This window comes from Streptomyces sp. CBMA123 (assembly GCF_014596465.1).
Lineage (GTDB): Bacteria > Actinomycetota > Actinomycetes > Streptomycetales > Streptomycetaceae > Kitasatospora.
The window spans coordinates 12,081-31,202 of the sequence record NZ_MECK01000557.1 but is presented as its reverse complement, the minus strand read 5'-3'; the positions used below and the strand labels follow the sequence as shown (position 1 = coordinate 31,202).

Genomic DNA, 19,122 nt, shown 5'->3' with positions numbered 1-19,122 from the left:
CTGCTAAGGTAGGGACGTGCTCAGAGACCGTACGGATACCCGCGCCGAACTGTGGCGGATCGCCAGCACCCAGCGCGGGTACTTCACCGCAGCGCAGGCCAGGGACGCCGGGTACTCGTACCAAGCGCAGCGCTACCACGCACAGCATGGCAACTGGACCCCGGTCGATCGAGCCATCTACCGTTTCCGGGAGTTCGCGGATCTCCCGGAAGAGGGAGACGAGTAGTTGGTGCGCTGGTCACTGTGGAGCAAAGGCAGGGCGGTCATCTCTCACGCCACGGCCCTCGCTGCACATGGCCTGGGTCCGGCCAACCCATCCCAGATCCACGTAACCGTCCCTCGGAACTTCCGGCAGCAGAGTGACGCCTTGATCCTGCATCGGGCGGATCTCGCAGATGAACACTTGGATGAGCGCAGGGGATACCGAGTAACAACCCCGCTACGCGCTTTGGTGGAAACCGCCGCGGAAGGCGCGGACCAGCACAGGCTCGACGCTGCTATAGCTGAGGCGCTGAATCAGGGCCTTGTTACCCGACAGAAGCTCCTGGACACGGCCCACCAACTAGGCGCGCGAGCGGAGCTGGGTTTGGAGCGAGCGCTGGCTGCGGCCTCGTCAACTAGTGCTACTGAGCTGCTGCCCTGACCGATGACGCCCGTCACCGTGCCACTCCTCTTCCACGATCCCAGTAACAACAAGAGTACCCCTTAGAAAAAGGACCGGTTGAGCTGACATGGCAGCGCCCAAGAAAAAGACAGCCGAAGCCGCAGCCACCTCACGGACCCGCCTCGCATCCCTCATCAAGAGCGCACGCGACACCATGCGCAAGGACGCCGGCATGAACGGCGACCTGGATCGACTGCCGCAGCTGTCCTGGCTGCTATTCCTGAAGGCATTCGAGGAACGTGTCGAGCAGGAGGGTGAAGCGCTCGACCCGGATGGCTACCGTCGGGCCATCGAAGCTCCCTACCGCTGGGACGATTGGGCTACGGACCCGGATCTGAGCGGCGACGAGCTGAAGGCTTTCGTAAACGAGAAGCTCATTCCACACCTGGCCGGACTGGTCGGTGAACATGCCGAGGACCCGCGTAACGTCATCTCTACCATCTTCAGGGATGTCACCAACCGAATGCAGTCGGGGTCACTATTGCGGGACCTAGTGAATCTCGTTGACCAGATCCACTTTGTCTCGACTGACGACATCCACACAATGGCATTCGTCTACGAGTCGATCCTCAAGGAGATGCGGGACGCAGCAGGCGATTCTGGCGAATTCTACACCCCGCGGCCGGTCAACCGCTTCATGGTCCGACAGTCGTTCCTGAAGCTAGGCGATTCGATCCTCGACCCAGCTAGCGGAACGGCTGGCTTCCTAGTCCAGGCGTATGAGGAATTGAAGGGTCAGGTCCGCACAGAAACCCAGCATAGGCAGCTGCATGCGGACATCAGAGGCATCGAGAAGAAGCCCCTGCCTTATCTCCTGGGCAGCATGAACCTGCTGTTGCACGGCATCGACGCTCCGCAGGTTCGCAGAGCCAACGCGCTACTGGAAATGCGCAACTCGACGGCTGCAGATCGAGTGGACGTCGTCCTTACAAACCCGCCATTTGGCGCTGAAGAGGAGTCAACGGTCGTCAAGGCGTTCCCTGCTGGCTTCCAGACACAGGAGACAGCCTGGCTCTTCCTGTACTCGATCCTGGACCAGCTCAAGCGGGGAGGGCGCTGTGCGATCGTCCTACCTAATGGGAGCCTGTTCGCAACTGGCGAGACGTCCATTGGCGCGAAAATCAAGAAGAAGCTGATGCAGGACTGCGACCTGCACACAGTCGTCCGCCTTCCGCAGGGAGTCTTCGCCCCTTACACCCAAATTCCGTCGAACATTCTCTTCTTCGAGAAGACCGGACCAACGAGTGACGTCTGGTTCTACGAGGTGCCGCTACCTGAGGGACGTCGCGGATACACGAAGACGAAGCCAATGCAGCTGGAAGAGTTTGATGGGTGCGTCGAGTGGTGGGGTGGCGAGAAGCGGGAGGGCCGCGAGCAGTGCGAGTACGCGTGGAAAGTTCCGGCCGAGCAGATCGTCAACTCCGGCTTCAATCTGGATATCGCAAACCCGCACGTGGGCGATGAATTGACGCACCGGACACCAGAAGATCTGGTGGACGAGCTAGCGAGGACGGAGATGGAAATCCTGGGTCTACTTCAGGAGCTTCGCGGAGAGCTCGGAGGACACGGTGAGTAAGTACCCCCTTCGTCAACTTAGCGACGTCCTGTATGAGGACCCGTCGATGGTTGACCTGCAACCGGAAGAACCTTATCCCATCACCGGAATCTACAGTTTTGGTCGCGGATTGATCAAGCGGCCAATAATTAACGGAAGCGATACCGCATACCTCCGGATGGCGCGCCTCAAAGAGGGGCAGGTCGTCATGAGCAAGCTAAACGCCTGGGAAGGCGCCCTGGCAGTCGTGGGGGAAAGTTTCAGCGACACGTACGTCTCCCCAGAATACCCCGTTTTTACCATAAACACCGCGGGCGCGTACCCTGCGTACCTTCGACACTTGCTGGCATGGCCGGAGCTCTGGAGATGTTTGACCCCGCGCGGCTCAATGGTCCGACGCAAGAGAACAACCCCAGCCACCCTTCTGGGGACACGCGTACCACTGCCAGACCTGCACGAGCAGCGCCGCGTCGCCAACAAGCTCGACGCAGCCATCAAACTGCTGGAAAGAGTAATCCATCTAAAGGAGCAGGCAGCTGCCCTGACCCGGTTGCACGCCGACGCACTATTCCGCTCTGTTGCCCAGCAAGCCCCATTGTCGAGGGCACTCTACCTAGATAGCGATTTCGTCGACGTCGAGCCCGATTCCCCGTATCCAATCACCGGCATTTATAGCTTCGGGCGCGGCCTGATCAAGCGCACCCCCATCCTTGGCAGCGAAACCGCATATGCGCACTTTACGCAACTTCGGGCCGGCCAGGTGGTAATGAGTAAACTGAATGCCTGGGAAGGCGCCCTCGCAGTTGTAGACGATAGCTTCTCCAAGACTTACGTTTCGCCAGAATACCCGGTATTCAGCGTCAATGTAGAAGAGGCCGACCCTGACTACATCGACCACTTGTTGGCCTGGCCGAATCTATGGTCCATGCTGACTCCGCGCGGCTCCATGGTCCGACGCAAGCGGACTTCCCCAACGACGTTCCTCGGCACCAAGGTGCCTCTGCCCGACCTTGCAGAGCAGCGCCGAATCGCGCGCCAACTTACTTTGGCGCGCAAGGTGGCCGACGCTGGAGCGGCGCAAACAGATCAACTGCATTCTCTCCGTTCCGCACTGCTTAATGCCGCGTTCTCAGGGCAGCTGTGATCCGCCTTGCTCACCTCGGGGAAACTCGACGCCAGGTGCTTTCCGTGACCACTACGTGGTCCAGAAAGCGCAAGCCGACCGCCTCCGCACCCGCCGCAAGACGGGCTGTGACGAGGCGGTCGGCTGCGCTCGGGTCGGCCTGACCTGTGGGGTGATTGTGGACCACACCGAAGGACGTCCCGCCTACCGCGAGGACCAAGGCCAGAACGTCCCGGACTGGGATCAGGCTCCGGTCCGACGATCCCTCGGTGAGGACAGCTGTGCGCAGGACCGCTCCAGCACCGTCGCAGACAACCACAACCACTCGCTCATGACGCAACCCTCGCAGAAGCGGCGCTGCGACGGCTGCCAGATCGGCTGACCCATGAATCCGTTGACGGGTGTTCGACTCCGGCGATGAGACCCGTCGACCCAGCTGGAAAGCAGCCGCGACCCTAGCTGCTTTCGCATGACCAATACCTGTCAGGCCGCCGGCCACCAGCTCATGCGCAGGCACACGTGACAGTTCGTGAAGCCCGCCATATCGAGCGATCAAGCGTCCAGCCAGTTCCACTGCGTCCTGGCCAGACACGCCCGCTCCTAGCAACAGCGCAAGTAGTTCACGGTCGGACAGCGCTTCCGCTCCCTTGTTGAGCAGGCGCTCTCGGGGTCGGTCTCCTTCTGGCACATCCCGCATACGCACGTGATCACGACCCTCAGTCGACGGAGTCCCGGTCGACCGGTCCGCCATCCGGAGCCGAGTCCAGGGTGGGCTCGTCAGACGACATACCGTCAGACTGTCCAATAGCGCTGCCCTCAGCGGCCGAGCCGATCAATTCCATCAACCGCTTGTGCAGCGTCTCCGACCGGGCACGCAGAAAGCCGTCGAAGTCGTCCCGCAGCGCGGCCTGATACGCATCTTCCTCCACCAAGCACGAACGCAGGCGGGCGCGCAGCACGTCCTCGCCGTTCAGGTCCGCGAGATCTTTCAGATAGCGCGACGGGGCCCGGTCTGAGATCCAGTTGTTACTCAGTGCAGTGAGCATGACCAGATTGCCGCAGGCGTTCGCCTTCGCAGCGCTCACCCCCTGCCTGCGCAACCAGGCCCGCGGGAAAAAGTGATGGAACTGCTTGTCATTGTGCGATGACAGCGCCTTACCGACGTCGATGCGGCGCCCAGTGTTGAGGTCGATTGGGTTCTCGTACGAGAGCAAGAGCACCAGCAACTTACTTGGAGCGTTCTGCCTTGAGAACGGGGAGCGCTGCCACAGGACGCTTCGCGGCAGCGCTGCACCTGTCTCGATCTCCTGCGTCCGCCCCTCAGCAAATGCCGTCACCGCCTGAAGGTCGGGCGTCATCTGGGACTCCCGCCAACCCTTGAAATACTCGCCGCTCGCGGTCAACCAGAACCATCGTGTTACGGCGTCGTACTGCGTCGGCGTCGGCTTGGGTAGCTGACGAAACACCTCGACTAGCACCGCAAACTGGTTGTAATAGGGCAATGCCTCCGCGTTCGGAGTACGGATCTGGGTGTACAAGAAGTCAACCGCCCGCTCAGCGGCCTTGCCAGCCTCGGAGACGGCCTCACGAAGACGCAGCCGGTCCACCTGGCGCAACCGGTGGATGTCCTTGGTCGAGAATCCAAAACCGGCGGCTGCGGCAATAGTTCGCAACATGGTCTTGGTGTCGACGCGACCGTACTCCTTTCGGTCTAGGACCTTCAGGAGCTGCTCGATCTCTTCCTTCAGGTCGAAGTCTTGTGCCCAGGTCCCAGCACGCACGAGGTCAACAATGTCCATGGACGTGCCCGTGCTGTTGATCCGCTCGAAGATGCGAGCCGAGTCTTCCTCCGATACATCAAGCAGGGTAACCACCGGCACCTGGTAGTGATTGAACTGGTTGCTCAGTGCCTCAGCGCGGCTCTGCAAACGCTGATCCGGCGCGTGTTCCCTGACCCAGGCCAGCATCGCGCCGACTGAGTTGACATGCCGTACCGGCATGATGTGCGGTCCGACTGGAGTGCCCTCCGAGAGATGAAGGAACTCCTCCTGCTCCAGGTCGTACGCGATGTCCCACAGCGGCCCAGTTCCGTGCAGGGCGCCAACCAAACTGGCGAGACGCTGCTGTCCGTCGAGGACGTAGTGAACCGGCGATCCCTCGTGCTGGGGCACAGTGTCCAAGCCGGCGATCTCGTGCCCGCTTGCAAGCTTGTCCGTGGTCCGCCACAAGAGCAAGCTGCCAACTGGATAGTTTCGGCGCACCGAGTCGAGCAAGTAGAGGATCTGCTCCGATGTCCAGACGAACCCGCGCTGGAACTTTGGCAGCACAACATCCCCCGTCAAGACCCGCTGTGCCAGCGAGGCGATCGGAGCGATAGTCGGTTCCGGCGCTCGGACACGCGCCCCCACAGCATGCGAACTCTCCACGCCAGACCCCCTCGTTCCCCGACGACGGCTTTCCGAATCGATCATAGGTACCACCACTGACAAGTCACCGGTGCCCGATCTGCTTGCGGCCGACTTGCACGCCTTCGCGCCGCAGGAGGGCGTGGACGCATGAGGAGCCGTAGGTGCCGTCCGAGTCCGTGTGGATCCCGCGGATGTGCGGTCAGCCCGGTGTCGCGTTTGGCGCGGCACGGCTCCAGTCGGACTCAACAGGCAGGGGCAGAGTCAGTCTGAGCCTGCCGGTACGGTCAGTAGGCCCAGGTCGAGCCTGTGCCCCGGTACTCCTCGACGGGGATCGGGTGGACGTCGGGGCGCATGCGGTCGGTGTAGAGGAGGCCGTCGAGGTGGTCGATTTCGTGGGCGATGAGGCGGGCGAGGCCGAACTCGTAGGTGACGGTGGTGATGACGCCGTCGAGGGTGGTCGCGGTGACGTCCATGCGGAGGGGGCGGGGGACCATGCCGCGGACGTCGAAGAAGCTGAGGCAGCCCTCGTACTGTTCGTCGGTCTCGTCGGAGACGGCGGTGATCTTCGGGTTGAGCAGGGTGATCGGGTCGGCGCCGGCGGTTGGGGGCAGGACGAGGGCGGCGGCGCGGGGGATGCCGATCTGTGGGGCGGCGAGGCCCATGCCCTTGGCGAAGGAGTGGACGCGGCCGATCCGGTCGACGGCGGTGAACAGTTCGTCGATCACGGCTTGGGCGGCGGCGCGTTCGGCTGGCAGGTCGAAGGGCTGGGCGGGGCGGTTGAGAATGGGGGTGCCCTGCTGGACGACGCCGAGGGACTGCATCTGCTGGCTGGGCCGCACCTCGATCACCTGGTCTCCTTGGTCTGTTGCTGCTGGTTGTTGGCGGCGGCGCGGAAGCGCCATTCGAGGCGGAAGCGGGCGTGCAGCGGCGGGTCGTCGGTGGCCCAGGCAAAGTGCCGGCGCTCGCCGTCGTCGTTGCGGCTGACGGCGGTGCGCAGGGGGACGGACTCGGCGGTCATGGAGGTCTCGGTGCCCCACACCACCGGGTCGAGGGCTGCGGGGAAGTCGAGGCGTACGGCGAGGTGTTCGGTGGGCAGGCGGACGGCGCGCTGGAACCAGTGGCCCCACTTGTCGGCGCCGACGCTGTAGGCGTACTCGATCCAGGTGGCGTCGCCCGGATAGAGCGGGAAGCGGCCGTGCTCGTTGTCGAACAGGAGCCAGACCTCCTTGAAGGCGTCGCGGTCGTGCTTGGCCTGCCACCGCATGCCCTCGCCCTGGCACGAGGCGGTGAGCGCCAGTTCGTCCCAGGTCAGTGGGTGCTCACGGTAGTGGGCGTTGGAGCGCTCGGGTTCGCCGGGGTAGCGGTCGACGGCGATGCGGATGAGGTAGCGGGTGATGGGCTCGGTGCCGGAGTTCCGTAGGCGGCGGCGCATGGTCAACCGGTAGGTGGCGCCGTCGAATTTGAGTGCGGCTTCGTCGTGTTCGACCACGATCGCGGCCCCCGAGGCGTACGGCTGCTCGGGACGGCGGGGTGCTGGCGGCGACGCCGGGGTGCGGCTGCGGGAGCGGGCGGCGTCGTAGTCGAGCCAGCGCCGCCAGATGGCTTTCCCGGCGTTGAGGGTCTCGTCGGCGAGGCGGGCGAACTCCTCGGTGGGCTTGTGGCGGCCGGACTCGATGTGGCTGACGTACGAGGGGTCGAAGCCCATCTTCCCGGCCAGCCCGCGCTTGGAGAGGCCGCGTACCTCCCGCCAGTGGGCGACTTCGGCGGCGAACGCCTCCATGGCCTGGTCGACCGCGTCGTGGTCGGCCCTCGTCTCCATCCGCTCCGCCCCCAGTGAGTGATGAATGAACCGTGAGTGACCTTAGCTCACCATCCCGTCACGGTCCTGCCTCCGGCTGTCATTACCCCATCGGACTCGAACTTCAAGCGTCCGGTCAGCGCCAGATCCCATCTTCCCTTCTGTTGTGAGGAGTTAGCCGTGTACGAGTCCCCGTCTCGCCACCGAGGCCAGCACCACGATCCGGTCGGCGCGTTCCTCGGTGCCCTGGCGGTCGGCAACGCCGTGGCGATCGCCCTGCCCGGCGTCATCGTGCACGACCACTTCGATACGGCCCGACTCGGTGCTCACCCGGCGGCCAGCTCGGCGCCGGATGGCACCTACGCGTAGCGCCCTTCCACCCATCGCCCATCACGGGCTGGACTCCGAACTGGAGCGCACAGCATGGAAACCAGGAACGTGATCGTCCCCGTCCACGACGGCCCCATCGACCTCGCCCGCCCGCACTTCGTGGGCATCGGCGGCGCCGGCATGTCGGCCGTCGCCCGCCTGCTGCTGGAGCGCGGCAGCCGGGTCTCCGGCTCCGACACCAGCGACACCGCCGCCCTGCGCGAGCTGGAGGACGCCGGTGCTGCCGTCGCCATCGGCCACACCGCCAGCAACCTGCCCACCGACGCCACCGTCCTCGTGTGGTCCAGCGCGGTCACCCCGAGCAACCCCGAGATCGCCGCTGCCCGCCGGGCCGGCATCCCGGTCGTGCACCGCTCGGACGTGCTCGCGCACTTGATCACCACCGCCGAGCAGTCGGTCGCCGTGGCGGGCACCCACGGCAAGACCATGACCACCGGCATCCTCAGCGCCGCCCTCACCCAGCTCGACCCCTCGTACGCCATCGGCGCCACCCCCGTCGGCCGCCCCAACGCCCACCAGGGCCTCGGCGGCCTCCTGGTCGCGGAGACCGACGAGAGCGACCGCACCGCAGGCCGCTACCACCCACAGGTCGCCGTCGTCCTGAACGTGGACGACGACCACCCCGAGCAGTACGTCGACCTGAACGACGTCCTGGACGTCTTCGAGCGCCTGGCCCGCAACAGCTCCGTGCTGGTCGTCTCCTCCGACGACCCGGGCGCCCGACTGCTGATTGAGCGCCTGCAGGCGGCGCCCGGCCCGCAGGTCGTCACGGTCGGCGAGGCCAAGGACGCCGACGTCCGGGTGCGGCGCGTGTTGTGGGACGGGACGGCCAGCCACGTCACCGTGCAGGATGCGGACGGCTCGTGGCACGAGTTCACCCTGGCCGTCCCGGGCCGGCACAACGCGCTGAACGCTGCCGCCGCGTTCGCCGCGGGCCGGGTGCTCGGCGCCGAGCCCACCGACCTCGTGGTTGGCATCAGCGCGTTCCAGGGCATCAAGCGCAGGCTCGCCACCACTGGCAGCCACGCCGGGGTGACGGTGCTGGACTCCTACGCCCACCACCCCAGCGAGATCACCGCCGACCTGGCCACCGCCCGGATGCTCGCCGAGGGCCGGGTGATCGCGGTGTTCGAGCCCACCGGCTGGACCCGCACCGCCGCCCTCGGCGAGGAGATGGGCCGCCGGCTCGCGGCGGCCGACGAGGTCGTCCTCCTGGACGTGCACGCCTCGGTCGAGTCCCCGCTCGCCGGGATCAGCACCGCGCCGATGGCCGCGCAGGTCGTCGCCTGCGGCGGCCGGGCCCACCGCACGAGCGACGGGCGCGACGTGGCGGACGTGGTCGCCCAGCTGGTCGAGCCCGGCGACCTGGTGGTGACGATGGGCACCGGGACCGCCGGCCGCGTCGGACGGGCGGTCCTGCTGCGGCTGGCCGAGACCCTGGTGACGGTCCCGGCCGTGTAGTCAGCGTGCAGCGTCGGGTTTGGAAAGGCGCATCGCCGTGTCCTCCAGCCCAACGCTGTGGGAGCCCTTCACCAGCACCACGTCTCCGGGCCTGAGGTAGCTCAGCAGCAGTTCGAGGGCGGCGTCGCGGTCCGGCACCAGCGTGCCGTTGACGCCGCCCTCCACCGCCCAGGTGTGCACCAGCCGGGCCTCCCAGTCACCGACCGCGATCAGGTGAGTGATCCCGCTGCGGGCGACGAGCCGGCCCAGCTCCGCGTGGTGGGCCTCGGACTCCTCCCCCAGCTCCCGCATCTCGCCCAGCACCGCCACCGTCCTCCGCCCGCCGCTGGCCATGGCGGTGAGCGCGGACAGGGCGACGGCCATCGAATCGGGGTTTGCGTTGAACGCGTCGTTGATCACCGTCACGCCGTCCGGCCGCTCGGTGACGTCCATCCGGCCCGGCGTCAGCTGCCTGGCACCGGTCAGCGCCTCCGCTGCCTGCCGCACGCTCGCGCCCAGGCCGATCGCCACCGCGGCAGCGGCCGTCGCGTTGGACACGTGGTGGGCACCGTGCAGCCCGAGCTTCACAGGGGCGCTCTCACCCCGGTACATGAGGGTGAACGACGGCCGGCCCGCGGCGTCCAGTTCAACGTCGACGGCCCGCACGTCCCCGGCCTGGACCCCGAAGGTCAGGACCGGCGCGACCGTGCGCGGCGCCATCGACATGACGTACGGGTCGTCGGCGTTCAGCACCGCCAAGCCGTCGACGGGCAGGGCCTCGACGAGTTCGCCCTTCGCGACGGCGATCGACTCCTTCCCGCCGCCGAACTCACCCACGTGCGCGGTCCCGACGTTCAGCACCAGACCGACCTTCGGCGGGACGATCCCCGTCAGGTACTTGATGTGCCCGGCGCCGCGCGAGCCCATCTCCAGCACCAGCAGGCGGGTGTTCTCGTCCGCCCGGAAGACGGTCAGCGGCAAGCCGATCTCGCCGTTGTACGACAGCGGCGTGGCCACCGTGGTGTCCATGGTCTCCAGCACCTGGGCCAGCAGGTCCTTGGTGCTGGTCTTCCCGGCCGAGCCGGTCAGCCCGATCACGGTCGGCGCCTTTAGGCGGTCGAGCACCGCGCGGGCCAGCGCGCCCATCGCGTCCTGGACATCCGGCACCACGATCGCTGGTACCCCGACCGGCCGGGCCGCCAGCACGCCCGTCGCCCCGGCGCGGACGGCAGCCTCGGCGAACCGGTGCCCATCCGTGTGCTCGCCTGGCAGCGCGATGAACAGCGACCCGGGCTCCACCAGCCGCGAGTCAATGACCCCGGGCTGGTCCACCACCGCGGCCGGATTGGGGGCGTCGTGCAGAGCGCCCCCGACGGCCTCGGCGATCTCTTGCAGGGTCATGGGGACCACGGTGGCTCCGATCCATCGACGCACCCGCCCGTCCTCTCGGGGCGGCCTGCCTTCGACGCTAGCGGCTCCCCGACACCGCGCCCGCCATCCCGCGCATTCCGAACCAGACTGTGACAAAAGGAAGATGAGAATGTCTACCGCACCCCGTATCGCCCTCGTCACCGGTGGCCGCTCCGGCGAACGCGACCGCTCGCTGATCTCCGGCGAGGCCGTGCGCGAGTCCCTGGTCCGCCAAGGCCTGCCGCACTTCGTCCTCGACCCCACCGACAAGGACTTCGCCGACCGCGTCCGCGAGGCCGACGTCGCGTTCCTCGCCATCGCCGGCCAGTGGGCCGAGGACGGCAAGCTGCAGGGCCTCCTCGACAGCCTCGGCGTGCCGTACACGGGTTCCGGGGTCCTGGCCAGCGCGATGGCGATGCACAAGCCGACCGCCAAGATCCTCGTCCTCGCCGGCGGCGTCACCGTCCTGCCGCACATCCCGCTCCGGAGTCATGATGGCCCCGAGGAAACTGCCCGGACGTGCGTGGAGGAACTGGGCCTGCCGGTCATCCTCAAGCCCACCTCGGAGGGCGGCTCGATCGGCATGCGCGTCTTCCGCGACCTGAACTCGCTCACCACCACCCTCACCCACGACACCCGCGGTGGCGAGTGGTTCGTCGAGCCCTTCAAGGACGGCACCGCCGTCACCTGCGGCGTGCTGGAGCAGGACGGCGCCATCATGACGCTCCCGCCGCTGGAGACCGTCCCCACCACCGCCGAGTTCTACGACTACAAGGCCAAGCGCAACCCGGCCGGCCACCGCTACCGCTGCCCCGCCCAGCTCCCGGACGCGGTCCTCGCCGCCATCTCCCGCGCGGCCATCCGCGCCCACCAGGTGCTGCACTGCTCGGGATACTCGCGCTCCGACTTCCTCGTCACCCCAGACGGCGACGTCCACTGGCTGGAGATCAACACGCTCCCCGGCCTGTCCCCGCACGGCAACCTCGCCACCATGGCCGCAGCCGCCGGGATCAGCTACGACGCCCTGATCCAGACCATCCTCGCCACCACCTGCACGGACGGATACCGGCCGTGAGCGCCGCCGACCTGCCACTGTCGGCGAACGACATCTACGACGCCCAGCGTCGCCTGCGCGGCGTCGCCGCCTCCACCCCGGTGCTGTCCCACCCGGCGCTGGACAAGATTGCAGGGCGGATCGTGGTCTGCAAGGCCGAAGCCCTCCAGCGCACAGGCTCGTTCAAGTTCCGCGGCGCGTACAACGCCGTCGCCGCCCTCGGCTCGCGCGAGCGCCGACGCGGCGTGATCGGCGCGTCGTCCGGCAACCACGCCCAGGCGCTCGCCCTCGCTGGGCAGTTGCTGTCCGTCCCGGTCACCGCCGTCGTCCCGCACGACGCCCCACAGGGCAAGGTGGACGGCGCCCGCTCGCTCGGTGCCGAGATCGTCGCCTACCACCGACAGCGCGACGACCGCGACGCCATCGTCGCCCGACTCGCCGTCGACCAGGGACTCACTGTCGTACCGTCCGCCGACGCCCATGCGGTGATGGCCGGAGCGGGCACGGTCGCGCTGGAACTTCTCTGGCAGGCCCCTGTGTTGACCACGATCCTCGTCCCCGTTGGCGGCGGCGGGCTCGCCGCCGGCACCGCCGTCGCGGCCAAGCACATCAACCCGCACATCAGGGTGATCGGCGTCGAGCCCGAGGCTGCGGCCGACACCGCCGCGTCCCTCCGCGCCGAACGAATCGCAGAGCTGCCCGCCGTGCCCGACACCATCGCGGACGGCCTCCGCCACACCACCCCGGCCGCCCTGCCCTGGGAGGTCAACAAGGCCCTGCTCGATCGCGTCGCCACCGTGACGGACGCCCAGATCGTGCAGGCTATGGGCTGGGCGTTCAAGCACCTCAAGGTGGTGACCGAACCTTCCGGAGCCGTCGCGCTCGCGGCCCTGGCCGGCCTCGACCTCCCGCCCGGCCCCGTTGGAGTGATCCTCTCCGGCGGCTCGGTCGACCTGAACGTCTTCCACCGCCTCGTGGCCACCCCGCCGCCCAGGAAGGAACCGGCCCTTGCCTGACCAACCCAAGCGCCACCCGATCCCGCTGATCACCCAGTACGCCACCCCCACGCTGATCAACGCCATCGCCTATGAGGGCCACCCGCCCGGCGACGACGACAACTGGGCCACCACCGGTGCCCCCGACCGGGACACCTACGCCTACTGGTCCACCCGCCTCTGTGGCATGGCCTGCCTGCGGATGGCCCTGTTCGCCCGCGACGGCCAGGCACCCACCCTGTTCGACCTCCTGGACGGCTGCCTCGCCTATGGCGGCTACGTCCAGCAGGACGACGGCGGTGTTGGAGGCCTCTACTACCAGCCGTTCACCGAGTACGCCCTCGCCAACCACGGGCTCCAGTCGGAGATCATCACCGACCTCAGCCCAGACCGGCTCCTCGCCGAACTCGATCGCGGCCACCTCGTGATGGCCTCCGTCCACAAGGAGATCCGCCGTCCCGACCGGCCAGCACCTGCACGCGGCGGGCACCTGGTGCTCGTCACCGGCCACCGGAACGGCTCTGTCGCCTTCCGCAATCCCTCAGGTCACACGGTCGACTCCGTGGACGCCACTCTCCGACTAGACGACTTCGACATCTTCTCCGCCCACCGAGGCATTGCCTTGCGCCTCTGAAAAGAGTTTCAGATCGCCGCCGATCACGCTGGGTCGTTCGCTCGTTGGGTGAACGGCCCTCGCACGATGCTGATCGAAAACATCGACGCGAGGTGTCTTCTTGAAACTCGGTGCTTTGCTTCACCGACGCCGATACCATCTGTCCGCCCGTCCTGGCCGCCCCTGGAGGAGCAAACGTGACACAGCAGACTGCGGAGGACCGTCCGGGCATCGCCGCCGCGATCGTGGTCCACGAAGGCCGCGTACTGATGGTGCGGCGGCGGGTCAGCGAGGGCCGGCTCTCGTGGCAGTTCCCGGCAGGCAAGATCGAGCCGGGTGAGTCGCCCGAGGACGCAGCTGTCCGCGAGACCGCGGAGGAGACGGGACTCAGGGTGGCCGCCATCAAAGTCCTCGGCGAGCGCCTCCACCCAGAGACTGGCCGATGGATGTCGTACACGGCTTGCGAGATCATCAGCGGCACGGCCGTCGTCACAGACACGAGAGAGCTGGACGCGTTCGCGTGGGTGGCGCTTCCAGAGATCACCGAGTACGTGCCGTACGGGATCTTCGAGCCAGTGCAGGCATACCTGGATATCGTGCTCAAGAACTGACGGGACACACTGTGGCGACCACCAACTGGCGGCCGCCCGCGGTACCGTTGGCACCTAAACCGACTTATTCCGGCTCGGAATCTAACATCCCAGGCCACGCCTGGTGGAAATTCGCAGTCGTCCACTTTTATGGGCGTCTCAAGGTAATTTAGTCGCCAAGCAGGAGGGCGACACTGCGCAAGGCCCCGTCTTTCTCCGCCAGGATATCCTGACGCTCTGACACAAGGATTTTGATAGCTTTGATCGCTATATCCAGAGCCTCTTGGCAGCGCGGTTGATGCTTCACTTCTAGGTTGCTGGCTCCATGCACAATGTCACTTCGAAGCCCATAGATCTTTCCAAGTTCACGCCGCAGCTCAAGCCGCTCCGGCCCGGACGTGCACAGCAACTTGGCGAGGCAGCTCGTGATGCGAAAGGTTGGCTCTCCCTCCTTGGTTCCAAACAGGTTCTCCCAAGCGATGACGGAGTCAATAAGCACGTCAGACGGTTCGCGCCGTTCAGCAATCGCGCGGAGAATCCGGGTCATTGCCAGCTCGATCTTCGCAGCCGACGGGTCTGACAGCCGCTCGTACCACTCTTGCCAGGCTGTCACTTCTTCTTCAGAGAGCTGAGTGGGAACGAGAGAGGGAGTCCGCCGGGAGTCGTTCCAGGAAGCCGAAAACCCCTGCTTGATGGGCTCGTCGTAGATGCGCCAGGTCGGCACGATCTGGGGACGGTGGCCCTCACGTTCGACCGCCAGAAGCATAGCGAACCGGAGCCGGATAAGTGCCTGCTCGATCTCCTTGGGCGGCTGCAAGTCTTCGGGCCAGTCGCTGAGACCAATACCCTCCGGGATGATGCGCACCTTGTAGGGGAATTCAGTTTCCATGACGAGGTCGCCCTCGTAGCTGATGGTTGTGGTGACACCTGCCGCATCAGTTCCAGCCAGTTTTCCCTGGATACCGGGAGGAATGAATTGCTTATCCTTTTCCTCTATCGAGCGAATCAGAATATTTCCCACAGCCAGCTGGATGCCGGGCGGTAGCAAAACCCCAGTCAAGCCTACGAACGCGGTGGCTGAACGACTCTTTCCCGCAAAGACAGCCCGCACGAGGTGTAGCTCTTGCAGCACCTTCTTCGCAAAATCGCCAGGTGAGATGGCGTCTTTGTCCATCTGGGCCCATGCGTGGCGGACGAGCATATCGGGAAGCATGGGCAGCTGCACTCCGCCACCATTGCCCGTGTTGCGAAAGACGTTGGCCACGTAGCCGACATGTTCATTCACATAGGTGAAGACCTGCTTGAAGACGGAATCCTGCAACACTGCGTCCGAAAACCGAGAAGCTGCGGGATGGCGAAAAAGTAGCGCCGTGACATGGCGATTGACCAGATCCAGCATGGGCACGGGAATCGGAACCGGATCAGGCTCCAACGGGAACAAGAAAGCCGGATATGCATCAAGCGCGATCTGGACAAGCGCCTTCTCGACTTCGGTGCGTCCCGCCGGTATGGACTCACTGTTGAGGGACATAAGACGGAGTGTCCTGGCGATCGAAATTCCGTCGTCATTAAACTGCGTCAGCACCCCAACCGCAACGTCCCTGACGGTAACGCCTTCAGGGAGCTGTGTGCGTAGATGCGCGAGGTCAGCCAAGACTGCGAGTTGGCCTTGCGTAAGTTGAACCCCTCTCGAAGCGTACGAGGAGAGATCGCTCGGCTGACACCCGAACAAGTAGGCCACCAAGTCGGACCCAAGCTCGTCCACAACTCGCTCTAGGGGGGCGGCAATGGCGCCCTCATACGGTGCATCATCTGCCGTGGCCACCAGTTCCTCGCTTGGTGGGTCAGCTTTTCCACTCATCGCTAGGCCACCCTCTACGAAAGGTCGTACGCCTCTGCCAGCTCAGCGTCGCAGTGTAGTTCGCCGGGACCTCACCCAGCACGGCTTTACAGAAGCACGCCGATCTACCCGTAGTCCTCATGTCGTCGTCGGCGCCATCGCCGCCAGCGAGGTGTCCTCACCCTGCCCGTACCGACGCGACCCACGCCGGCGAGCGGTTCACATGTACCCGGTCGGATACTCGGATGAGTACGCCGACTGACGGCCGGGGCGAGGTGTCGGCGGCCGTGCCGAAGAAGTCGCAGAAGGCGTCAGGGAGCGCGCATCGGTAGCGCTGGTTCTTACGGTAGTTGTCCCCGCAGATGGCGCAGGCGTAGCGCTGGTCGATGCCGGTGCGGTGCCCGCAGATACGGGGCTGCCAGCGTCGGTGCTGATCAGGGGCGAAGCGCTCCGCAGATGGTGCAGGCGACCGAGGGAAGGACGGTGCGGTGGTGGTCGTAGTCGGTGCTGGGACAGGGCAAGTGCAGCCCTTCGGTGTCGGGTGACGATCGGCAAGCACAAACGACGCACGGCGGCCGAGGTGGTTCCCGGCCGCCGCACATGACACCACCCCGACACCTCGGCAGGGCCGTTGACCTACCGAACAGGCAGCCGGATTCCGGTCGCTGATGGTCACCGGTGTCGAGGCTGGGTGCCGCGGCGCTGCAGGGCGGTCTTGGTGGGCAGGGTGACGGTCGTCGGGTTGGCGGTGTGGTGGCGGACGGTCGGGGTGGCAGGCGAGCGCAAGAGCGCGGCTTCGACGGTGCGGTTGGGTGCGGGGTTGTAGCTGGTGTGCTGGATGCGAGCGATGAGGACCTTGGCGGGCAGGCGGGCGCTGCCGAGTTCGCGGCGGGCGGCGGCCTCGGTGAGGAGCTGGTGGGGTATATAGCCGCCGGCTTCGGCGTCGGCGAGGACGGTGGCGAGGGCGGGCCAGTTGGGGTCGGCGAGGATCCGCGTCGCGTGGTTGGGGATGGCGGCGCGGACGTCGTTGGCGAGGGTGTTGCGGGTCTGTTCCTTGGGCTGGCGTTGGACGAGGAAGGCGAGCTGGTCGGCGGCGGCCTGGTCGTAGGCGGTCTGGAGGTGCTGGACGGTTCGGCGGGCGGCTTCGGCCTGCTGGGCGTGGCCCTTCGCGGTGTGCCAGCGCTGGGAGAGGATCGCGGCCCAGACGAGGGCCGCGACGAGGACGGCGAGGGTGCTTCCGTCCTTGCCGCTGCCGGCGTGCACGAGGTCGCGGGCGGCGTGGCGCAGGCCAGAGGCCGCCGTGTGGTCGGCGCTGATCTGGGAGCGCTGGGCGCGGGCGAAGGTCTTTGCTGCTGCTCGGAGTTCGGCGCGCAGGTCGTGGGGCGCGATCTGGGCGGTGGCCTCGATCAGTTCACCGAGGGCGGTGATGTGAGCCTGCGCACGCGCATCGCCGCTGTCGTCGGTGGTGTCGTGGTCGGTGGTGAAGGTGTCGAGGGCGTTGGTGGCGTGCTGCCAGGGGGTGGCGGGCTTGTTGCGGCGGGCGGTGGGGTGCTCTTCCGGCTTGCTGGCCACGAGGAGGGCTTGGAGCTTCAGCAGGGACAGGTCGGGGGCGATCTTCCCGCCCGGAATGAAGTTCGGCTGCCCGTCGGCCTTCAGGTCGCCGGGGCGGGCGACGGAGTAGCCCCGAAGGTCGCCGGACGGGAAGCGGAGGATCTTGACCTCGACGCCATCGGCCTGGAGGTAGGCGAGAAGTTCCTCCGCGTTGCTCGTGTGGGGGATGGCGGCGCGGATGCGGTCCTGGAGCCACTCGCGGCTGGTCTGTTCCCAGCCGAGTCGCTTGGCTTTGTGCATCTCGGCCTGGGTGGGGCGGCGTTCCGCAGTCCGGTCGCCGGTGCCGAGCTGACGCAGGCCATAGTCCTTCTCGATCTCGCGGCACTCGGCGCCGACGCGCTGGCCGCTGTTGTGGAGCTTGGGGCGGCGGCCGTCCTCGCGGACGGTGGTGGCGAGGATATGGATGTGGTCGTCCGCGTGGCGCACGGCGATCCAGCGACACGCAAGGTCGTCGCTGTCGGGGGCGATGCCGGCGGCCCGGACGATGCGCTCAGCAATCTCGCCCCATTCGGCGTCGGAGAGGTAGCGGTCCTCGGGTGCGGCGCGTACGGGGCAATGCCAGACGTGGTCGGTGAGCTTCTTGCCGGGCTCGCTGTTGCGCAGGTGGACGGGCTCGTCGAGGTAGCGGGCGAGCTGGGAGAGGGTGGCGTTCTCGTCGCGGCCGGGGTCGGGCATGGCGAGCATGGCGAAGCCGGCGACGATGTGCGGGTCGCGGTGCTCGTCGTGGCGGCCGGGTCCGTAGAGGTAGGCGAGCAGGCCGCGGGTGTTGGAGCCGGGGTTCTTGATGGGTGCGATCACGGCAGTGTTCAGCCTTCCTGGCTGGCGGGCTGGCGAAGGGCCTCGGCGATCTCAGTGAGCAGGCCGTGCAGTTCGTCGAGGGTGCGGCGGATGTCGACTGGGGGCTCGTATCCGCCGTTGAGGGCTCGGGCGATCTGATTGACGTTGCTGGCGATACCGCTGATCTGGCGCAGGACGCGGGCGCGGAACTCGTGGATGAGTCGGCGTTCTTCCGCCAGGGGCAGGTCGATGAAGAACCGGCCGGCTATGAAGGCCAAGACGACGTCGGCGGCGAACCCGGACAGGCCGCGGTAGCCGTTGGCGGTGGCAGCAGCACGCAGCCGAGGCTCTTCCTCGGATTCGAACCGCAGAGGGCCGACGCGCTCTTCGCGCTTGGTGCCGGTGTAGCGGCGGTTCTTCGGCTCGGCATCATCGGCGGCGCTGTGGTCGGAGGATTCGTTGTCGGTCTCGGTCGGGCGGACGTCGGCGAGGATCTGCTGTTGGACGGCAAGGAGCTTGTCCGGGTCGGGGCCGCCCTCGGCTCCGACCTCCTGGCCCGGCGCGCCCTCGCGCCGGGCCTTCTCCGCCACCCCTGGGGCGGGGATCCCGCGAGTCCGGCCACGAGTCGGACTCGCGGTACTACTGGCTCCGCCAGGGGCTCGGTTGCCGAACGCCCACTGCCAAAGACCCTTCACGGTGTGGGACTTCTTCCTCTCCTTCGCGCTCTCGCCGGTGGTGCCGTGGGGGTGATGGGTGTCGGTCACGGGGCTGATCTCCTGTCGCGGGGGCGTCGAGGTGCTGTGGTGCGAGCGGGATGCGAACGCGGCGCACGAACCGGTTCGGGCGGCGAGCGG

General features: G+C 66.6%; 18 protein-coding genes. 9 read left to right on the top strand and 9 right to left on the bottom strand.

Features of this window, described 5'->3' with window-relative positions:
* Positions 1-16: 16 nt before the first annotated feature.
* From BG452_RS46425 to BG452_RS37120, 3 genes are all read left to right on the top strand, one after another.
* Positions 17-226: a type IV toxin-antitoxin system AbiEi family antitoxin domain-containing protein gene (locus tag BG452_RS46425; RefSeq protein ID WP_223243286.1), complete on the top strand. Its 210-nt coding sequence runs from the start codon at positions 17-19 to the stop codon at positions 224-226.
* Between the two features lie 505 nt (positions 227-731).
* Positions 732-2,240, top strand: a complete 1,509-nt coding sequence (locus BG452_RS37125) for a class I SAM-dependent DNA methyltransferase (protein ID WP_188308753.1) — start codon at positions 732-734, stop codon at positions 2,238-2,240.
* 46 nt (positions 2,241-2,286) lie between these two features.
* The gene (locus BG452_RS37120; RefSeq protein WP_188308752.1) at positions 2,287-3,363 is read left to right on the top strand and encodes a restriction endonuclease subunit S; all 1,077 of its coding nucleotides are present in this window, start codon (positions 2,287-2,289) and stop codon (positions 3,361-3,363) included.
* 10 nt (positions 3,364-3,373) lie between these two features.
* Here BG452_RS37120 and BG452_RS37115 read toward each other — a convergent pair whose 3' ends face one another.
* The 5 genes from BG452_RS37115 to BG452_RS37095 form a co-directional block, all read right to left on the bottom strand.
* On the bottom strand, positions 3,374-4,039 hold the full coding sequence (locus tag BG452_RS37115) for a RadC family protein (protein ID WP_223243285.1): 666 nt from the start codon (positions 4,037-4,039) through the stop codon (positions 3,374-3,376).
* A gap of 19 nt (positions 4,040-4,058) precedes the next feature.
* Positions 4,059-5,768, bottom strand: a complete 1,710-nt coding sequence (locus BG452_RS37110) for a DUF262 domain-containing protein (protein WP_188308750.1) — start codon at positions 5,766-5,768, stop codon at positions 4,059-4,061.
* A 64-nt stretch (positions 5,769-5,832) separates the two neighbouring features.
* Positions 5,833-5,934: an IS3 family transposase gene (locus BG452_RS48260; RefSeq protein ID WP_411293079.1), complete on the bottom strand. Its 102-nt coding sequence runs from the start codon at positions 5,932-5,934 to the stop codon at positions 5,833-5,835.
* A gap of 100 nt (positions 5,935-6,034) precedes the next feature.
* On the bottom strand, positions 6,035-6,598 hold the full coding sequence (locus tag BG452_RS37100) for a peptide deformylase (protein WP_188308749.1): 564 nt from the start codon (positions 6,596-6,598) through the stop codon (positions 6,035-6,037).
* A complete protein-coding gene (locus BG452_RS37095) occupies positions 6,595-7,569 on the bottom strand; it encodes a helix-turn-helix domain-containing protein (protein WP_188308748.1) in 975 nt (324 codons plus the stop codon). The genes BG452_RS37100 and BG452_RS37095 overlap by 4 nt, the downstream gene beginning before the upstream one ends.
* A 159-nt stretch (positions 7,570-7,728) precedes the next feature.
* Between BG452_RS37095 and BG452_RS37090 the strand changes: the two genes are divergently transcribed.
* On the top strand, positions 7,729-7,917 hold the full coding sequence (locus BG452_RS37090; protein WP_188308747.1) for a hypothetical protein: 189 nt from the start codon (positions 7,729-7,731) through the stop codon (positions 7,915-7,917).
* A 54-nt stretch (positions 7,918-7,971) separates the two neighbouring features.
* Complete coding sequence (murC, locus tag BG452_RS37085) at positions 7,972-9,399, top strand: UDP-N-acetylmuramate--L-alanine ligase (protein ID WP_188308746.1); 1,428 nt, start codon at positions 7,972-7,974, stop codon at positions 9,397-9,399.
* On the opposite strand, the gene BG452_RS37080 is transcribed toward murC, so the two are convergent.
* Positions 9,400-10,788 carry a UDP-N-acetylmuramoyl-tripeptide--D-alanyl-D-alanine ligase gene (locus BG452_RS37080; protein ID WP_188308764.1) on the bottom strand — a complete coding sequence of 463 codons (1,389 nt, stop codon included), beginning with the start codon at positions 10,786-10,788 and terminating at the stop codon, positions 9,400-9,402.
* Positions 10,789-10,918: 130 nt separating this feature from the next.
* Between BG452_RS37080 and BG452_RS37075 the strand changes: the two genes are divergently transcribed.
* From BG452_RS37075 to BG452_RS37060, 4 genes are all read left to right on the top strand, one after another.
* The gene (locus tag BG452_RS37075) at positions 10,919-11,863 is read left to right on the top strand and encodes a D-alanine--D-alanine ligase (RefSeq protein WP_188308745.1); all 945 of its coding nucleotides are present in this window, start codon (positions 10,919-10,921) and stop codon (positions 11,861-11,863) included.
* The gene (locus BG452_RS37070; protein ID WP_188308744.1) at positions 11,860-12,858 is read left to right on the top strand and encodes a threonine/serine dehydratase; all 999 of its coding nucleotides are present in this window, start codon (positions 11,860-11,862) and stop codon (positions 12,856-12,858) included. The genes BG452_RS37075 and BG452_RS37070 overlap by 4 nt, the downstream gene beginning before the upstream one ends.
* Positions 12,851-13,471: a C39 family peptidase gene (locus BG452_RS37065; protein ID WP_188308743.1), complete on the top strand. Its 621-nt coding sequence runs from the start codon at positions 12,851-12,853 to the stop codon at positions 13,469-13,471. The genes BG452_RS37070 and BG452_RS37065 overlap by 8 nt, the downstream gene beginning before the upstream one ends.
* 176 nt (positions 13,472-13,647) lie before the next feature.
* Positions 13,648-14,061, top strand: a complete 414-nt coding sequence (locus BG452_RS37060; protein ID WP_188308742.1) for an NUDIX hydrolase — start codon at positions 13,648-13,650, stop codon at positions 14,059-14,061.
* A gap of 148 nt (positions 14,062-14,209) precedes the next feature.
* On the opposite strand, the gene BG452_RS37055 is transcribed toward BG452_RS37060, so the two are convergent.
* The 3 genes from BG452_RS37055 to BG452_RS37045 form a co-directional block, all read right to left on the bottom strand.
* Positions 14,210-15,571 (bottom strand): HEPN domain-containing protein, encoded by a 1,362-nt coding sequence (locus BG452_RS37055; protein WP_188308741.1) that lies wholly within the window; start codon positions 15,569-15,571, stop codon positions 14,210-14,212.
* A gap of 981 nt (positions 15,572-16,552) precedes the next feature.
* Complete coding sequence (locus BG452_RS37050; RefSeq protein ID WP_188308740.1) at positions 16,553-18,289, bottom strand: relaxase/mobilization nuclease domain-containing protein; 1,737 nt, start codon at positions 18,287-18,289, stop codon at positions 16,553-16,555.
* A gap of 8 nt (positions 18,290-18,297) precedes the next feature.
* Positions 18,298-18,858, bottom strand: coding sequence for a MobC family plasmid mobilization relaxosome protein (locus tag BG452_RS37045; protein WP_188308739.1), 561 nt, complete (start codon positions 18,856-18,858; stop codon positions 18,298-18,300).
* Between the last annotated feature and the right edge of the window lie 264 nt (positions 18,859-19,122).

Excerpts from the sequence above, each read along its gene's own strand:
- BG452_RS37095 (WP_188308748.1), bottom strand. The coding sequence starts at position 7,569 with ATGGAGACGAGGGCCGACCACGACGCGGTCGACCAGGCCATGGAGGCG.
- BG452_RS37075 (WP_188308745.1), top strand. The coding sequence starts at position 10,919 with ATGTCTACCGCACCCCGTATCGCCCTCGTCACCGGTGGCCGCTCCGGC.
- BG452_RS37125 (WP_188308753.1), top strand. The coding sequence starts at position 732 with ATGGCAGCGCCCAAGAAAAAGACAGCCGAAGCCGCAGCCACCTCACGG.
- BG452_RS37120 (WP_188308752.1), top strand. The coding sequence starts at position 2,287 with ATGGTTGACCTGCAACCGGAAGAACCTTATCCCATCACCGGAATCTAC.
- murC (WP_188308746.1), top strand. The coding sequence starts at position 7,972 with ATGGAAACCAGGAACGTGATCGTCCCCGTCCACGACGGCCCCATCGAC.
- BG452_RS37115 (WP_223243285.1), bottom strand. The coding sequence starts at position 4,039 with ATGCGGGATGTGCCAGAAGGAGACCGACCCCGAGAGCGCCTGCTCAAC.
- BG452_RS37055 (WP_188308741.1), bottom strand. The coding sequence starts at position 15,571 with ATGTCCCTCAACAGTGAGTCCATACCGGCGGGACGCACCGAAGTCGAG.